The 16,667-nt window shown below is 68.7% G+C and carries 16 protein-coding genes, 1 other RNA gene and 1 pseudogene; 15 read left to right on the top strand and 3 right to left on the bottom strand.

Annotated features, from left to right (window positions below; translation table 11 throughout):
- The first annotated feature begins 7 nt into the window (after positions 1-7).
- The 5 genes from ACFPIH_RS22160 (at position 8) to rnpB (ending at position 3,462) form a co-directional block, all read left to right on the top strand.
- Positions 8-649: a TetR/AcrR family transcriptional regulator gene (locus ACFPIH_RS22160; RefSeq protein ID WP_381164428.1), complete on the top strand. Its 642-nt coding sequence runs from the start codon at positions 8-10 to the stop codon at positions 647-649.
- Between the two features lie 23 nt (positions 650-672).
- Positions 673-1,497, top strand: a complete 825-nt coding sequence (locus tag ACFPIH_RS22155) for an AraC family transcriptional regulator (protein WP_381164431.1) — start codon at positions 673-675, stop codon at positions 1,495-1,497.
- Positions 1,498-1,516: 19 nt separating this feature from the next.
- A complete protein-coding gene (locus ACFPIH_RS22150) occupies positions 1,517-2,467 on the top strand; it encodes a DMT family transporter (RefSeq protein WP_381164434.1) in 951 nt (316 codons plus the stop codon).
- 113 nt (positions 2,468-2,580) lie between these two features.
- Complete coding sequence (locus ACFPIH_RS22145) at positions 2,581-2,946, top strand: beta/gamma crystallin domain-containing protein (RefSeq protein WP_381164437.1); 366 nt, start codon at positions 2,581-2,583, stop codon at positions 2,944-2,946.
- Between the two features lie 114 nt (positions 2,947-3,060).
- An RNA gene (gene rnpB, locus ACFPIH_RS22140) (RNase P RNA component class A) lies at positions 3,061-3,462 on the top strand.
- Positions 3,463-3,676: 214 nt separating this feature from the next.
- Here the strand turns inward: rnpB and ACFPIH_RS22135 are convergent.
- Positions 3,677-4,651, bottom strand: coding sequence for an AraC-like ligand-binding domain-containing protein (locus tag ACFPIH_RS22135; RefSeq protein WP_381164440.1), 975 nt, complete (start codon positions 4,649-4,651; stop codon positions 3,677-3,679).
- 761 nt (positions 4,652-5,412) lie between these two features.
- Between ACFPIH_RS22135 and ACFPIH_RS22130 the strand changes: the two genes are divergently transcribed.
- From ACFPIH_RS22130 to ACFPIH_RS22090, 9 genes are all read left to right on the top strand, one after another.
- Positions 5,413-7,134, top strand: a complete 1,722-nt coding sequence (locus ACFPIH_RS22130; protein WP_381164443.1) for an amidase — start codon at positions 5,413-5,415, stop codon at positions 7,132-7,134.
- A complete protein-coding gene (gene nthB / locus ACFPIH_RS22125) occupies positions 7,131-7,850 on the top strand; it encodes a nitrile hydratase subunit beta (RefSeq protein ID WP_381164446.1) in 720 nt (239 codons plus the stop codon). The genes ACFPIH_RS22130 and nthB overlap by 4 nt, the downstream gene beginning before the upstream one ends.
- Positions 7,847-8,449 carry a nitrile hydratase subunit alpha gene (gene nthA / locus ACFPIH_RS22120; protein ID WP_381164449.1) on the top strand — a complete coding sequence of 201 codons (603 nt, stop codon included), beginning with the start codon at positions 7,847-7,849 and terminating at the stop codon, positions 8,447-8,449. Before nthB ends, nthA begins: the two co-directional genes overlap by 4 nt.
- Positions 8,446-8,904 (top strand): nitrile hydratase accessory protein, encoded by a 459-nt coding sequence (locus ACFPIH_RS22115; protein ID WP_381164452.1) that lies wholly within the window; start codon positions 8,446-8,448, stop codon positions 8,902-8,904. Before nthA ends, ACFPIH_RS22115 begins: the two co-directional genes overlap by 4 nt.
- A 101-nt stretch (positions 8,905-9,005) precedes the next feature.
- On the top strand, positions 9,006-9,308 hold the full coding sequence (locus ACFPIH_RS22110) for a (2Fe-2S) ferredoxin domain-containing protein (RefSeq protein WP_381164455.1): 303 nt from the start codon (positions 9,006-9,008) through the stop codon (positions 9,306-9,308).
- Between the two features lie 36 nt (positions 9,309-9,344).
- Positions 9,345-10,406, top strand: coding sequence for an aliphatic aldoxime dehydratase (oxdA, locus tag ACFPIH_RS22105; RefSeq protein ID WP_381164458.1), 1,062 nt, complete (start codon positions 9,345-9,347; stop codon positions 10,404-10,406).
- Between the two features lie 93 nt (positions 10,407-10,499).
- A complete protein-coding gene (locus ACFPIH_RS22100) occupies positions 10,500-12,221 on the top strand; it encodes an AMP-binding protein (protein WP_381164461.1) in 1,722 nt (573 codons plus the stop codon).
- 96 nt (positions 12,222-12,317) lie between these two features.
- A complete protein-coding gene (locus ACFPIH_RS22095; protein WP_381164464.1) occupies positions 12,318-12,539 on the top strand; it encodes a CbtB domain-containing protein in 222 nt (73 codons plus the stop codon).
- 22 nt (positions 12,540-12,561) lie between these two features.
- A complete protein-coding gene (locus tag ACFPIH_RS22090) occupies positions 12,562-13,326 on the top strand; it encodes a CbtA family protein (RefSeq protein WP_381164467.1) in 765 nt (254 codons plus the stop codon).
- Positions 13,327-13,638: 312 nt separating this feature from the next.
- Here the strand turns inward: ACFPIH_RS22090 and ACFPIH_RS56520 are convergent.
- Positions 13,639-13,863, bottom strand: a pseudogene (locus tag ACFPIH_RS56520) (transposase); the annotation flags it as partial.
- A 164-nt stretch (positions 13,864-14,027) separates the two neighbouring features.
- The gene (locus ACFPIH_RS22075) at positions 14,028-14,927 is read right to left on the bottom strand and encodes a LysR substrate-binding domain-containing protein (RefSeq protein ID WP_381164470.1); all 900 of its coding nucleotides are present in this window, start codon (positions 14,925-14,927) and stop codon (positions 14,028-14,030) included.
- A 412-nt stretch (positions 14,928-15,339) separates the two neighbouring features.
- On the opposite strand from ACFPIH_RS22075, the gene ACFPIH_RS22070 reads away from it, so the two are divergent.
- Positions 15,340-16,614 (top strand): MFS transporter, encoded by a 1,275-nt coding sequence (locus tag ACFPIH_RS22070; RefSeq protein WP_381164473.1) that lies wholly within the window; start codon positions 15,340-15,342, stop codon positions 16,612-16,614.
- Positions 16,615-16,667: the final 53 nt, after the last annotated feature.

Below are 16,667 nucleotides of genomic sequence, written 5' to 3'. Positions count from 1 at the left end.
TTTTCTCGTGAGCGAGGAACCGACGACGGACGAACTCCCCCTCCGGGAGCGCAAGAAGCGGGCGACGCGGCAGCGCATCTCCGACGTGGCGACCGGGCTGTTCGCGCAGCGCGGCTTCGACGAGGTGACCGTCGCGGAGGTCGCGCGGGCGGCGGAGGTCTCCGCCATGACCGTCTTCAACTACTTCCCGCGCAAGGAGGACCTCTTCCTCGACCGCATCCCCGAGGCCGTCGACCTGTTCACCGCGGCGGTACGCCGCCGCCCGCCCGGCGAACCCCCGCTCGCCGCCCTGCGCGCCCTGGCCCTGCGGCTCCTCGACGAACACCACCCGCTGGGCGGGGTCGACGACCACTTCCCGCACTTCTGGCGCGTGGTGATCGCCTCGCCCGCGCTGCGCGCCCGCGCCCGTGAGGGCGTGGAGGAGGTGGAGACCGCTCTGGCGGAGGCCCTCGCCGAGATCACCCCCGAACTCCCCGACCCCGCGCTCGCCGCGGCCCTGACGGTGGCCGCCTACCGCTCCGTCTACGTCACCACCGCACGCCGCCTGCTGGCGGGCGAACCGGCCGAGGCGGTCGCCCAGGACCACCGGGACCGGGTGGGGGCCGCGTTCGACGCGCTGGAGGTGGTGTTCGGCCGGCCTGCGCGATGATGGAGGCGAAGGGGGTGCCGGGCATGGGGGAGCAGGCGGAGTGGCGGCGGGCGCGGCTGGGGCGGTGCGGACCGCCCCTCGACCTGCTGACGGCGTGCTTCGACAAGCACGTCTACGCGCCGCACGCGCACGACGAGTTCACGGTCGGCGTCTGCGTCGGCGGCACGGAGATCATCGCCTACCGGGGCGGGCACATCCGCACCGGCCCGGGCTCCATCGTCGTCCTCGCCCCCGACGAGATGCACACCGGAGGCCCCGGCAACGACACCGACGGCTACGCCTACCGCGCCCTGTACGCCGACCCCGGGCTGTTCACCGACGGCGTCCTCGGCGGCGTACCGCACTTCCGTGAGCCCCTGCTCCACGACCCGGAACTCGCCGCCGCCTTCCGCACCGCCCACACCGAGCTCAGCGCCTGCCCCGATCCCCTGGAAGCCGAGTCCCGCCTGCCCTGGCTGCTCACGGCCCTGGCCCGCCGCCACTCCACGGCCCGCCCCGGCTCCGACACCGTCCCCGGCGCCGACCGCATAGCCCGCACGGTCCGCGACCGCCTGGCCGACGAACTCCAGGACCCACCGTCCCTGGCCGACCTGGCCGCCGGCCTGGGCCTCTCCCGCTATCAGCTGCTGCGCGCCTTCCGTACGACGATGGGGGTGCCGCCGTACGCCTGGCTCGCGCAGTACCGGGTGCACCGCGCCCGCGGCCTCCTGGACGCCGGTCTGCGACCCGCGGAGATCGCCCCGCTCGTCGGCTTCGCCGACCAGGCTCACCTCACGCGCTGGTACCGCAGGGTGCTGGGCGTGACCCCGGCCGCGTACCGCAACAGCGTTCAAGACAACGGGTGGTGAGACGGCCGAAGGTGGCCGTATGACTGCACGCGGCTGGTTCCTGTTCTCCCTGATGGGAGTGGTCTGGGGCATTCCCTATCTGCTGATCAAGGTGGCGGTGGAGGACCTCTCCCCGTCCGTGGTGGTGTTCACGCGCTGCGCGCTGGGCGCTCTCCTCCTGCTCCCCTTCGCGCTCCGCCAGGGCGGCCTGCTGCGGACCGTACGGGCGCACTGGGCGCCCATGCTGGCCTTCGCGTGCATCGAGATCATCGGTCCCTGGTTCACCCTCACCGACGCCGAACGCCACCTCTCCTCCTCCACGGCGGGCCTGCTGATCGCGGGCGTCCCGATCGTCGGCGTCCTCGCGGCCCGCCTCTTCGGCGACGCGGAGGTCCTCGGCGTACGCCGGATCACGGGCCTCGCCCTGGGCCTGGCGGGAGTCGGGGTCCTCACCCTCCCGCACCTGACGGGCGGAGACGCGCGCTCCCTGGCCGAGGTCTTCCTGACGGTCGTCGGCTACGCCACGGCCCCCCTGATCGCGGCCCGCCGCCTCAAGGACGTCCCCACTCTCCAGCTCATCGTCCCCTGCCTGACCCTGTCGGCCCTGGTCTACGCCCCCGCGGCGGCGGCTTCCCGGCCCGCGTCACTCCCCTCGGCCACGGTCCTGGCCTGCCTCGCCGCGCTCGGTGTCGTCTGCACGGCCGTCGCCTTCGTCGCCTTCCTCGAACTGATCAAGGAGGTCGGCCCGACCCGCTCGACGGTCATCACGTACGTCAACCCGGCGATCGCGGTCGCCGCCGGCGCCGTGTTCCTGGACGAATCCCTGACCGCGACGATCCTGGCCGCCTTCGCCCTGATCCTGACGGGTTCGGTACTGGCGACGGCGGCGGGTCCGAAGCGGGACGCCACGGGCCTGGAGCGGGTGGCGGAAGCGGCGGAGACGGAAGCCGTGGGGTCGAAACGTGACGCCGTCGGCCCGGAGGGTCGATGACTTCGTAATTGCGGGCAGTTCTGCCTTCTCGGGCTGGTCAGCCATCGCGCCGGCGGAAGAGGATCACCCCGTATCCGCGCAATTGCCGCACCACTGGAAGGCAGCGAATTTCCATGAGACACATCGCCAAACGGGCGGTCCTGGCCGCGCTGACGTCCGTCGCGGTGACGGCCTCGCTCACCGTCGGCGCGACGAACGCGTTCGCGATCAATGAAGGCACGTGCAGCCGGACCGACTTCCTGCAGATCACCATCCACCGGCCCGGCACCGACTCGACCATGCGGTGTTACGCCAACGCCGGAGAGGCCGACCTGCTCTCCACGAACTGGTGGGTCACCCGGATCTCGACCGGCAACAACCGCGTCCAGTGGCACGGGGACGGACAGTGGCAGCCCGCCGGGGCGATCAACAAGTGGACCGTCTTCACCTGGCCGAACCACCCCGGTGGGGTCCGCATAGACAAGATCAAGATCCTCTGAACAAGATCCTCTGAACCACCGGTGACATCGAGGACGGCGATCCCGCCCGATCGCCGTCCGAGACGGCGGGAACGAAGGGCCGCGCCCGCCCGGTACCATGGTCCACACGGCAGACGAGCCGGGCGGACGGCCGCGTGGAGTCCCCTAGGGGGCTTCCCGAGGAACGTCCGGGCTCCACAGGGCAGGGTGATGGCTAACGGCCACCCGGGGTGACCCGCGGGACAGTGCCACAGAAAACAAACCGCCGAGGGCTTCGGCCCCCGGTAAGGGTGAAACGGTGGTGTAAGAGACCACCAGTGCTCAGGGTGACCTGGGCAGCTAGGTAAACCCCACCCGGAGCAAGGTCAAAAGGAAACACCCCGGTGTTTCCGCGCGGACGTCCGAGGGCTGCCCGCCCGAGTCCGCGGGTAGACCGCACGAGGCCGGTGGCAACGCCGGCCCTAGATGGATGGCCGTCTCCCCGGCCGCCGCGAGGCGCCCGGGCGACAGAACCCGGCGTACAGCCCGACTCGTCTGCCGCCTAGGGCTTCTGACCAGCGAAATCGCAGGTCAGGGGCCCTTTTTTCTTTTCCTCGTCCTTGATGCCCAGTTTCAGCAGTGCGGGCGGGGTCGTAGATCAGCCGGTGGCCGTTCGTCTATGCGGACTCCACCTCGATGCCGGAGCAAACCCCCGGATCAGGTCGAGCCCGTACACCACTTCCCAGGACGCAACCGAGTCGATCACTCGTGGTCAGCGGCGGAGTTCGCGGTAGCGGCTGGGGGTGATCCCGTAGGCGGAGGTGAAGGTCCGGCTGAAGACGGCGGGGTTGGTGAATCCGTATCGGGCCGCGATGTCGGTCAGCGAGTGGTGGGCGTTGCGTGGCGAGAGCAGAGCTTGTCGGCAGGATTCCAGGCGGCGGGTTCTGATCGCGGTGGCCACGGTGGTGTCGAAGCGGGCAAAGATCCGGTGGAGGGTGCGAGTGGAGATGTAGAAAGTGTTCGCGATCTGCTGGGGCGACAGGCTCGGGTCGTCGATGTGGGCGTTGATGTGGTGCAGTACAGCGGTGTAGAGCTGACGTGCCTGAGCATCGGGGTCGCCCGGCTCGACCTCCTCGAGCGCGGCTGTGATCGCCAGCTCGGCAATTTGGTCAGCGAGCCGGATCGCACCTGCAGAGGACACCTCGCACCCAGGGTCCAGCACGTTCGACAGGACTGGTGACAGCAGCCGTCCCAGCGCCGAATCCGCGCGCACGGCAGTCGCCGTCAGCTGCTGCGATCCCGACTCCGCCAGCGGAATGGAGGCGCGTGGCCAGGTGTACACGCGCAGCTTCCAGTCAGAGCTCAGGTTCCATGTGAACGGCCGGGAGGTTTCGTAAATGGCGAAATCTCCCGGTCTCAGCGTGCAGGTCCGCCCGTCCTGGGAGAGAAGGCCCTCGCCCGCGGTCGGCATGCCGATCTGTAGAAGGTTACTGGGCTGGTGGGCGGTCAGGCGGGGGGTGCGCTCGAAGGTCTGTGAGGTGGCGGCGACATCGGCGGCCATCAGGTGCCCCAGCTGCCGGGTGCGCACCGACCCGGAGAACTGGGCCGGGTCGGCAGGCGTGATGTCGAGCGCGACGAAGGTGTCGCGGATCATCTCGATCCAGGTGTCGACCGCATTGGTCCGAATCGTTGCCGGGGCGCAGTCCTGAACGTCCGGCCGATCGGCGGGTGCGGGTTGCAAGGACATCGACGGCCCCCTCCTCTCGGAGTTACCCGCGCGAAAGCGACTATGGCATGTATTGCGGCCGTACGATACGCGGTCGCAGTCCGGAACGGGAGGTGCGGTTGGTGGCCCGTCCGGGCCGGCGCGTACAGGCCGTGCGCGCGCCGTCCGTGGCCTGGCCGGCTCGCGGCCGCAGCTCCAACCATGCGACCCGTGCGACCGGATGCCCTCCGCTCAGGCGGAAGGCCGGGCAGGAGCACGTCACGAGCGAGCCCGGCGACCGAGGCGCCGTCGCGGACCCACGCCGCCACGGACATCCCCGTCGGGCCGCGGACGGAAGGGAACGCCACAGGCCGAACCGGACGGAAACCGCCAGACCCCGGAGACGGCCGAAACCACTCGTCCCACGAGTCACAGCACCGTTCCGGGACAGGCAACCGAGCCCCACAGGGACCACGGTCCTCGGCACACGGCGGGCCGGCCGCGACGATGGCGCTGACGGTCAAGACGGCTGTCTCTGTGTGACAAGCACGACGGCGCGGCGACTCGTACGGTCGTGGTTACTCGCAGGACCCCAAGGGGACTTTCCGGGCTTTCGCCGACGCGCACTGGAGGCCGAGATGCCACGTCATTCCGAGTGAAAAAACCGAACCGCGTTTCGAAATGTAGTCGGCCACTTGTCCCGAGGGCATCACGGAAATTCTGTCCGTTCATTTCGGGGCGCAGGCGTCGCGGCTGAAGGATGCGCTCGATGCGTACGGGTATGCCGGCGTCATGTTGATGGCGTGCTGACCCGGTCGACAGCGGTGGCGCGGTCGAGCCCGACGGGCCCGGGCGCCGGCTCCGGCACGTCGCGCCGGATCGCATCTCGCAGTCGGCTTCTCTCGCCTTTCGCCTTTCGCCTCTCGACGAGACGCGGATCGCGGTTTCTCCCTACGCGTCAACGAGTCCTGGCATATAGGAGGATTGGTATGGAGCTTCCCTCGCGGAGCGCCGTCGAGGACCTGGCGGACGAGTTGCGGCTCGGCATTCCCGCGGAGCACCTGGACGTGTACCACGCGGTGACATCGGGCTTGCTCGGCTCCTGGGCGGTCGTTGACGAGCTGTACGACCGCGATGTGGCGCCGACGGCCCCGGTGCGCAAGTGGTCCGAACCGGCCGACAACCCGCTCGGCGCGTGGTACGTGACCACCGAGTTGCGCGAAGGCACCGATGGCCCGTTGGCGGGTCGCCGTGTTGCGGTCAAGGACAACGTCGCCGTCGCGGGCGTGCCCATGATGAACGGATCGGAGACACTTCGCGGCTTCGTTCCGAGCGTGGACGCGACCGTGGTGACGCGCCTTCTCCAGGCAGGAGCGACCATCGCCGGCAAGGCGGTGTGTGAAGACCTCTGTTTCTCCGGGGCCTCGCACACCTCCAAGACCGGCCCGGTCCGCAACCCCTGGGATCGTGACCGCACGACCGGCGGCTCCTCCAGCGGCAGCGCCGCTCTGGTTGCCTCTGGTGAGGTCGACCTCGCGCTCGGTGGTGACCAGGGCGGCTCGGTTCGAATCCCGGCCGCGTTCTGCGGTGTCGTCGGCTTCAAGCCCACCTTCGGCCTGGTGCCGTACACCGGGGCGTTCCCCATCGAGCAGTCACTGGACCACCTGGGCCCGATCGCGCCGACTGTCGCCGATGCCGCCGCGATGCTGACAGCGATCGCGGGTGCGGACGGCAAGGACCCCCGCCAGCCCGCCGGCGTCGCCGGAACGGACTATCTCGCCGGGCTGGAGAACCTGGGACGTGGCCTGCGTATCGGTGTCGTCGCCGAAGGGTTCGACCAGGCCAACTCCGATCCGAGCGTCAACGCGGTCGTCAGGCGGGCCATCGAGAAGCTGACGGCGGCGGGCCACGTCGCCGAAGAGGTGTCGATTCCGTGGCACAAGCACGGCGCCGCGATCTGGGACGTCATCTCCGTCGAGGGCGCGACCTGGCAGATGGTCCAGGGCAACGCCTACGGCATGAACTGGAAGGGTTCCTACGACCCGGCACAGATCGCGTTCTTCGGCGAGCAGTGGCGCCGCGACCCATCGGCGTTTTCCGAGACGGTCAAGCTGGTCGCCCTCGGCGGCACATACGCGCTTCGCAACGGCTACGGCGCCGGCTACGCCAAGGCGCGAAACCTCGAAGGCGTCATGGCCGCCGCCTACGACAGTGTGCTCGACACCTACGACGTCCTGGTCATGCCGACGCTGCCCATCACCGCGAGCCTCATCCCACCGGCGGACGCTCCTGTCGAGGAGATCCTCGGGCGGGCCCTGGAGATGGTCTCCAACACAGCGCCGCTCGACGTGACCGGTCACCCCGCATGCACCGTCCCGGCCGGCCTGGCCGATGGCCTGCCTGTCGGTCTGATGGTCATCGGCAAGCGGTTCGACGACGCCGACGTCCTGCGCGCAGCCCACTCCTTCGAGCAGGCGCTCGGAACGCTCACCGCCCCCGACAGGAAGAAGGAGTTCACCGCATGAACGGTGTGTTCGACCTCGCCGGCACCGATGGTGTCGGGCCGGTCATCGTCCCCGAGGAGGAGCCGGTCTTCCGCGCCGAATGGGAGAAGGCCGTCTTCCCGATGTTCGCCATGTGCTTCCGCGCAGGCTTCTTCGGCGTCGACCAGTTCCGGCACGGCATCGAGTTGATCGATCCGGCCGTCTACCTGAAGTCGCCGTACTACGAGCACTGGGTCCACACCGTCGAGCACTTCGGTGAGAGGCTCGGCAAGCTCGACATGGCCGAACTCGACCGACGCACCGAGCACTACCTCGCGAACCCGGATGCTCCGCTTCCGGAGCACGCCGACGACCCCGAGCTTCTCGCCTTCGTCGAGGCCGTGGTTCCGGCCGGCGCTCCGGCCAAGCGTCCCTCGGACAAGGTGGCCCGTTTCAAGGTCGGCGACATCGTCCGAGTCGACCGCTCGGCTCCCAAGGGTCACACCCGCCGTGCCCGCTACGTCCGTGGCGCGATCGGCGAGGTAGTACTCCACCACGGACCGATGATCTACCCCGACACCGCCGGGAACGGCCTCGGCGAGAACCCGGAGCACGTCTACACGCTTCGGTTCACCAACGAAGAACTGTGGGGCGCCGAGCACGCTGAGCCCAACGGCTCCGTCTACTTCGATGTCTGGGACCCCTACATCGAACTCGTCACCCCCGTGTCCGCCAACGCCGAAGGAGTAGTCGCGTGAGCGCGAAGATCCGGACCCAGGAGGAGATCGCCGCTCGAGTCAAGGCGCTCGAGTCCATGCTGATCGAGCAGGGCATCATGACCACCCAGGCCATCGATCGAATGGTCGAGATCTACGAGCACGAGGTCGGCCCACAACTGGGTGCCAAGGTCGTTGCCAAGGCCTGGAGCGATCCGGAGTTCAAGGCCCGCCTCGTCGAGGACGCCTCCGAGGCATGCAAGGAGCTCGGTATCAGCGGCCTGCAGGGTGAGGACATGGTCGTGGTGGAGAACACCGACACCGTCCACAACATCATCGTCTGCACGCTCTGCTCCTGCTACCCGTGGCCGGTGCTCGGCCTTCCGCCCAACTGGTACAAGGACCCGCAGTACCGCGCCGCCATCACCCGTGAGCCGCGCAAGGTGCTCGGCGACTCCTTCGACTTCATCGTGCCCGAGGACGTCGAGGTGCGCGTATGGGACTCCAGCAGCGAGATGCGCTACTGGGTTCTGCCGCAGCGCCCCGTCGGCACGGAGGACTGGACCGAGGAGCAGCTTGCCGAGCTTGTCACCCGCGACTCGATGATCGGCGTCGGTCCCGTCGCCACGGCCGCGTCATGATCAGCGCAGACACCCTCCCGGGCCCGTACGCCTCCCCGGAGGCGCTCGGGGAGTCCCGGCGTCAGGTCGAGGAGCTCGTCTGCGGCCTGCCGGGCGCCGACCCGAGCCAGATGGGCTTCCAGTTCCCGTGGGAGATCCGCGCCTTCGCCATGGCGGTCGCGGCTCACCAGGCGCTCAAGTTCGACTGGTCGCTGTTCCAGGGCGCGCTCATCGCCTCCATCCAGGGCTGGGAGAACGGCAACGCCGAGACCGGCGAGGTTCCTTGGTCGTACTACGAGCACTGGGTCGCCGCACTGGAGACCGTCATGGCCACCCAATGCGCCCTGGAGCCGAACGCGCTCGACGAGAAAGTCCAGCGAGTCCTCGCCGAGCCGCCGAACCGCAACCACCACGAGGCCCACACCGAGCCGATCGCCATCGATCCCGCACGTAGCCGGAAGAGGCGCAGCGTGTGAACGCGTCGGCGGCTCCGGCGACGTCAGGGCCGACGCGCATCGGCCCACGGATCCGGATGTGCCGGGGCTGCTGTTGCGGCACCACCCGCAAACATCCCGACGTGGATCACGCCGGCATCGCCGAGATCCTCAGCCACAACAGCGGTCCCGACGCCGAACTGGTGCGTACCGAGTGCCTGTGGGCGTGCGGGCTCTCCAACGTCGTAGTCGTCAACCCATCCGCTCAGGCACGACACGCAGGGACCAGGCCCGCCTGGATCACCCACGTGAACACCATCGAGCGTGCCGAAGCCCTGGCTGCCTGGGTGCGTGACGGCGGCCCCGGAATCGCCAAGCCGCCGCTGGAGCTCGGCCGTATCCGCACCGGGGCGGAGATCGCACGCACCAGCAACTCCGGTTGGTGACGGCACCCTCACCCGACCTCACAGAAGGAACCACTCATGGAATCCGCGATCGACACGCACCTCCGGTGCCCGCGCACGCTGTCGCGGCGTGTGTCCGACGACTACGCGCCGCCGTTCCCGATGTTCGTCGCCCGTGGCGACACGGCGTTGCAGCAGGTCGTGATGGCCTACTTCGGTGTCCAGTACGCCGGGGAGGGCAAGCGTCCGCAGGCTCTGGCCGCGCTGCGGCACATCGTCGAGAGCTTCGGCCTCGCCGATGGCCCGGTGCGCCATGACCTGACCCAACACGTGGACAACCAGGACCATCACAACCTGATGGCCGTCGCGTACTGGGCCGACCCGGCCGCGTACTGCCGCTGGCTGCGCTCCGACGACGTCAAGGCCTGGTGGGAGTCGGAGGAGCGGCTCGACGAAGGCCTCGGCTACTTCCGCGAGGTCGTGGCTCCGCGTGCGGAGCAGTTCGAGACCTTGTATGCCTTCACCGAGGACTTCCCGGGCATCGGTGGAGTCATGGGTGAGTGCAGTGGCGAGGTCGAGGAGCACGCCTACTGGGGCTCGATGCGTGACCGTATCCCGCTCTCGCAGACCGACTGGCTGGAGGCCGACGCCGGACTGACTGTCGTCTCAGGTGACCCGGCCAAGGGTGGCCGCGTGATCGTCCGCGGCCACGACAACATCGCGCTCATCCGGTCCGGCCAGGACTGGATGGCAGCGGGAGAGGACGAGCGCGCCCTCTACTTCGACGAGATCCTGCCCAGTCTTCAGGACGGCATGGACTTCCTGCGCGACAACGGCGACACGCTCGGCTGCTACAGCAACCGTTTCGTGCGCAGTATCGACATCGACGGCAACGAGCTCGACGAGAGCTACGACATCGGCCACTGGCGGTCGCTGGACCTGCTCGAGCGGTGGGCAGAATCGCACCCGACGCACCTACGGATCTTCGTCACCTTCTTCCGTGTGGTGACCGGCTTGGAGAAGCTGCGGCTCTACCACGAGGTCTCGGTCTCCGACGGCAAGGACCAGATGTTCGAGTACATCAACTGCCACCCGCGCACAGGAATGATGCGTGACGCCGTGGTCCCGGCCGCCGTCTGAAGCGACCGCACGGATCCCGTTGCCGGGCCGGGGCATCGGCCCGGCAACGGACCACACCCGTTCGCTTTCCCGCCAGAGATGAAGGCCTCGACGATGAGTACGACGACCACCAGGCTCCGTGCGGCCCGCGACCAACTGCACAAGCTGCGCGCCGCGTACGAGGACGCACTCTCCTCGTTCTCCTGGCCCGATGTCGGCCCGACGTTCAACTTCGCCCACGACTGGTTCGACGCATACGCGCGCGGCAACAACCAGCCCGCACTGGTGATCGTCGAGGAAGACGGCACCCGTGCCTCGTACTCCTTCGACGACATGGCCCGGCGCTCCGACAAGGTCGCGGCCCACCTCGCCGCCCAGGGCATCGGCCGCGGCGACAGCGTCGTCGTCATGCTCGGCAACCAGGTCGAACTGTGGGAGAGCATGCTCGGCCTCATCCGGCTCGGCGCCGTCATCATGCCGACGACCACCGCCGTCGGGCCCGCGGAGCTGATCGATCGCATGGACCGCGGCAACGCCCGCGCCGTCATCTGCAACCCCGCCGACGCATCGAAGTTCGACGAGATCCCGGGGGATTACCTCAAGCTCGCGGTCGGGGACGCGGAAGTGCCGGCCGGATGGCTCCGCCATGCCGACGCGCACGACCTCGCCGGTGACGCCGCCAGGGCAGCCGTGCCCCACCCGGGCAACGCGAGCACCGACCCCCTGCTGCTCTATTTCACCTCTGGCACCACAAGTCGGCCGAAACTTGTCGAGCACACCCACCTGTCGTACCCGATCGGGCACCTGTCGACGATGTACTGGTTGGGCCTCCAGCCGGGTGACGTCCACCTGAACATCTCAAGCCCGGGCTGGGCCAAGCACGCGTGGTCGAACTTCTTCGCGCCGTGGCTGGCCGAGGCCACGATCTTCGTCTACAACTACGCCCGCTTCGACGCTCGAGCCCTCCTCGGGCAGATCCGGACCGAGGCGGTGACGACCTTCTGCGCGCCGCCCACCGTCTGGCGGATGCTGATCAACGCGGATCTGAGTGGTGGACCGGGCAGCCTGCGTGAGGCGATCGCCGCTGGTGAGCCGCTCAATCCGGAGGTCATCAGCCAGGTCCGGCGACAGTGGGGACTCACCATTCGCGATGGCTTCGGGCAGACCGAGATGACCGCCGCAGTGGCCAACACCCCTGGCCAGCCGCTGAAGTCGGGATCCATGGGCCGCCCGCTTCCGGGCGTCCCCGTGGTGCTCACCGACCCGATGGGCAACAAGGTCGAGGGCGTAGGAGAGGGCGAGATCTGCCTCGACCTTGCACAGTCCCCGTTCACCTTGATGACCGGTTACCAGGGCGATCCTGAGCGTAACGCCGCAGCGATGGAGGGCGGTTGCTATCACACGGGTGACATCGCGTCGCGTGACGAGGACGGCTACATCACGTACGTCGGCCGTACCGACGATGTCTTCAAGGCGTCGGACTACAAGGTCAGCCCGTTCGAGCTCGAGTCGGTGCTCATCGAGCACCCGGCCGTGGCGGAGGCCGCGGTTGTTCCGGCTCCGGACGCGGTCCGCCTGGCGGTGCCGAAGGCGTACATCGCTCTGGTCGAGGGGCACGAGCCCAACGCCGACACCGCGCGGTCGATCCTGAAGTACGCGCGCGACCACCTCGCGCCGTTCCTGCGCGTGCGGCGGATCGAGTTCTACGAACTGCCGAAGACCATCTCCGGGAAAATCCGCAGGGTCGAACTCCGCCGGCGTGAGAACGAGGTCGAAGGAAACCGCCCTGCCGGTGAGTACCGCGACGACGACTTCCCCGAACTGAAGCTGCCCTAGACAGTGACGAGAAGCGACAAGGCGGAGCAGACATCGACAACACCACCCGCAAGTGCACTACCGAGATGGAACGCGAACCCCAAAGGAGGTCCTGCCATGGCACAGCACATCGCGCAGCCGACAGTCACCAGTCCCGAACTTCCCGCCAAGCTGCCGATCGGCGCGATCGTCCCGTGGGCGGTCTTCTTCGGCATCCTGATGCTGATCCTGCTCTACTTCGTCGGCGCCGAGCAGGGGGCCACCTCCGTGGTGAGCGGAGAGTATGTCCACGAGTGGGTGCACGACGCCCGCCACCTCCTCGGCTACCCCTGCCACTGACGCAAGGGACACTGACGCGCTCATGAACTCCGCAACCGTGAGAAACCTGCTGGTACGCGGCATGCTCGCCGGCCTCGGGGCCGGCGTGCTCGCCCTGTTCGTGGCCTTCTTCCTCGGAGAGCCGAACGTCGACAAGGCGATCGGCTTCGAGGAGACCCACGCCGCCACGCACGAGCACGAGGTCGAACTCGTCTCCCGCAGCCTCCAGTCCACCGCCGGCCTGGCCACCGGTGTCCTGATCTACGGGATCGCCTTCGGCGGTATCGCCGCCCTCGCCTACTGCTTCTGCCTCGGCCGAGTCGGCCGCTTCACTCCGCGAGCCACGGCGCTGTTGCTGTCCGCCTGTGCCCTGGCCGTGGTCTATGTCGTGCCCTTTCTGAAGTACCCGGCCAACCCGCCCGCCGTCGGTAACCCCGACACCATCGGCAATCGGACGACCCTGTACTTCCTGATGATCGTGCTCAGCGTCCTCCTCGCCGTGGCCGCGGCCCTTCTCGGCAAGCGCCTCGCCCCCAAGCTGGGCACCTGGAACGCCACCGTCACCGCGGTGGGGGCCTTCGCGCTGGCGATCGGCCTGGCGTTCGCTTTCCTGCCCGCCGTCAACGAGGTGCCATCCGGCTTCCCAGCGACCGTGCTGTGGCGGTTCCGGCTGTCGGCTCTCGCCATCCAGGCCACTCTGTGGGGAGGCTTCGGACTCGTCTTCGGCGAGCTGGCGGAACGACTGCTGAATCCCGATCCGCCCTTGGCGGTGGCGGCGTCGACTTCGGCGGTGGCGGCGCCCGGCTGACCATGACACGACCAGGTCGGCGGTTCTCGACGGGGTGCGCACCTGCCCGACCACAGGGGCCGGGCAGGTGCCGAACCGAGCCGAGACCGTGAGGCCCTCCGCGCTTGCGGCCGGTACCTTTTTTGCCGTGTCACGCCCCGTCGACTCAGCGGGCACTCCGGCCGCCGCGTGCACGCTCTGGGTGTCGAGCACCACCAGGCTCGGGTCCACCCTCCGGCGCGCCGTTTCCCGCACCTGCCAGCGCAGCAGGTCGTGGATGGTCTGGTCGGTGCCGTCGTCACGCCAGGTGTGGAAGTAGTACTTCACCGCGCCGGGTGGCGGAAAGTCGTGTGGGAGCAGTTCCCACTGGCAACCGGTCCGGCCCTGGTAGAGCAGTGCGTTGAACGGTGTGCCAGATCTCCGGCACGGCACCGGGCAGCCGCCGAGCAACCCGGACACGGGCAGCCGCGCGGCCTGGCCGAGGATGTCCCACAGGGCCATGTCGAGAGCGGCCTTGGCGGTCGGGTTGGCCACGGTCCGGTCGAGCCTGGCGTGCACCGCCTCCCGCTCCAGGGCGGTCAGTCCCACGATCTGCGGCGCGAAGATCCTGTCGATCACCGCGGGTGTGCACCTCACCGCTGGCGAACCTCAGCGGCTTTTCGCAGGGGATGGCGGAGGGTATCGCCTCCACTTTGACGATCTTCATGCCACCCGTTCGAGCCTCATGCCACCTCTTCGAGAAAGACGTCGTTCCGCTCCAGGACCTTCAGGAGATTCCGCAGCAGCGGCGACTCGTCGTCCGCACGCCAGGCCAGATCGAGGCGCAGGGACAGCCCGTCCTCGATCTCCCTGCACAGCACTCCCTCACGGGGTGCGGCGCGGATCGACTCCGGGAGCACGGCGACGCCGAGGCCCGCGGCGACCAGCGCCAGAGCGGCCGAGGTCTCGCTGACCTCGTAGGCGCAGTGCGGATAGAAGCCGGAGGCCAGACAGCTGCGCACGACCGCGTCGTTGACGACGGAGCCGAGCGCGGCCCCGTACATGACGAAGTCCTCGTGCCGCAGTTGTTCCATGCGCAGGGACGCGGCCCCGGCGAGCCGGTGTTCCTCGGGGACGGCCGCGATCAGGGGCTCGTCGGCGATGGAGCGGTGGGCGATCCCCTCCTGGCGGACGGGCGGGCGCAGTACGCCGATGTCGAGACGTCGCTCGATCAGCCCCGCTTCCTGGGCGGGGGTGAGCATCTCGGTGTGCACCTCCAGCATCACCTGCGGCATCTCCCGTTTCACCAGCCGTGCGAGCGCGGGGAGTTGGCGGTACGAGGCGGAGCCGGTCAGGCCGATGCGCAGCACCCCTTCCGCGCCCGAGGCGAAGCGCCCCACCCTGGCCACCGCGTCGTCGACCGACTTGAGGATGCGCTCCACGTCGGTGCGGAACACCTCGCCGGCGCCGGTCAGGGCGACCTGCCGGGTGGTGCGGGTGAACAGCTCCACCCCCAGTTCCGCCTCCAGGCGGCGGATCGCCTGGGACAGCGGCGGCTGGGCCATGTGCAGCTGTTCCGCGGCCCTTCCGAAATGGCGTGTTTCGGCGAGGGTCGCGAAATACCTGAGATGCCTTATTTCCACCTGCTTGCCCCTTCTTGTTTCGGGGGCCTTCGAGTGCGCCCCAGCGTAGGGAGCGGATCCCATACTCCACAAATACCTGGTTGCGGCCTATTGGGACGACAGGGATATCAATCACTGCGGAGTTGTAGATGTCGGGGCGGTAAAAGAGTGGTCGCGTCCAAGATTTCGGCCCGCACAGCGGACCAACGCGGTTGGCTTCCGTTCAGGTGCTGGCCACACTCCGGTCAACGCCGAGCACCTCGGCCGGCCGGGTGGGCGCCGTTCGGCTCAGGTTCCCCCGGACTCCCCACACGCAACGCAACGGCCAGAGGAATGTCGCGCTCCCCTACACAGACCGAGTACTCGGTCTGTTATGTGTTCTCATGTCCCGCCGCTCCGCCCACGCATCCCCCGTGGGTCTGAAGGAGGATCCATGACCACGACAGGCGAAACGGTCGCCGTCGTCGACGAGGCCGCCGCCCCGCCGACCGAGAAGGCGCCGCCCAAGGTCGTCCGGACGATGGCCCTGGCCCAACTGGGCCTCTCCATCGCACTGATCACCCCCGTCACGGCAAGCCTCACGCTCAAGGTCCAGTCGATCGTCGGCACGGACGACGTCGTCGCCGTGTTCGGCACGGTCAGCAGCATCGGTGCCATCGCCGCGCTCATCGCCAACCCCGTCTTCGGCCGGATCAGCGACCGGACGACCGGACGCTTCGGGCGCCGACGCCCCTGGCTCCTGCTGGGGGTTCTCGGGCTCGCCCTGAGCGAGCTCGTCCTCGCCCTCGTGCCCAACGTCATCGGCATCGCGATCGCCTGGTTCGCGGCCCAGGCCTTCGCCAACGCCGCACAGGCGGCCCTGCTGGCCTCGATCGCCGACCAGATACCCACGTCACAGCGGGGCAGGGTCAGCGGGCTGATCGGCCTCATGCAGCAGGGCAGCAAGCTCGGAGCGGCCTATGTGGCCCAGTGGCTCGTCGGCAGCCTCCTGCTGATGTTCGTGGTGCCGGCCCTGGTCGGGGTCCTGTTCCTGGTGCCGTTCCTCCTGGTGCTGCCCGACCGGCAGGTCACCGAACGTCCACCGAAGGAAGGTTTCCGCGCGGTCCTGAAGACGTTCTGGCTCTCCCCGCGCCGCTACCCCGACTTCGCCTGGGCCTGGGGCTCACGGTTCCTGATCACCATGTCGCTGTATCTGTTCATGACGTACCGCCTGCTCTTCATGGAGTACGAGCTGGGGCTGTCGGTCAAACGCGCGGTCGCGGTCCTGGCCACCGCGGTCACCGTCTACACGATCACCCTCGCGCTGGCCGGGTGGGCGGCCGGGTGGCTCTCGGACAAGGTGGGCCGCCGTAAACCGTTCGTCATCGTCTCCGCCCTGGTCTTCGCGGTCGGCATGGCGATGCTCGTGCAGGCCGACACCGTCACCGGCTTCTACGTGGCCGAGGTGGTGCTCGGGCTCGGCTTCGGCATCTACGTCGGCGTCGACCTGGCCCTGGTCATGGACGTCCTGCCCGGACTCAACGACTCGGCGAAGAACCTGGGCGTGCTCAACATGGCCCAGGTCATCCCGCAGTCCCTCGCTCCCGCGGTCGGCGCCCTGCTGGTCGGAACGGGCGCCGGGCACAACTACGACCTGCTGCTCAGCACCGCGGCCGCGGTCGCCGTGGTGGGCGCGCTCATGATCTTCCCGATCAGGAAGGTGCGCTGAGCGCTCCGCTGGACGTGCGCACCCCTTCAAGGAGGCCGCGCCGCATCGGATTC

Origin of the sequence: Streptomyces vulcanius, from assembly GCF_042653945.1 — a bacterium.
GTDB classification, from domain to species: Bacteria; Actinomycetota; Actinomycetes; order Streptomycetales; family Streptomycetaceae; genus Streptomyces; species Streptomyces mangrovi.
This window is presented reverse-complemented; position numbering and strand designations above follow the sequence as displayed.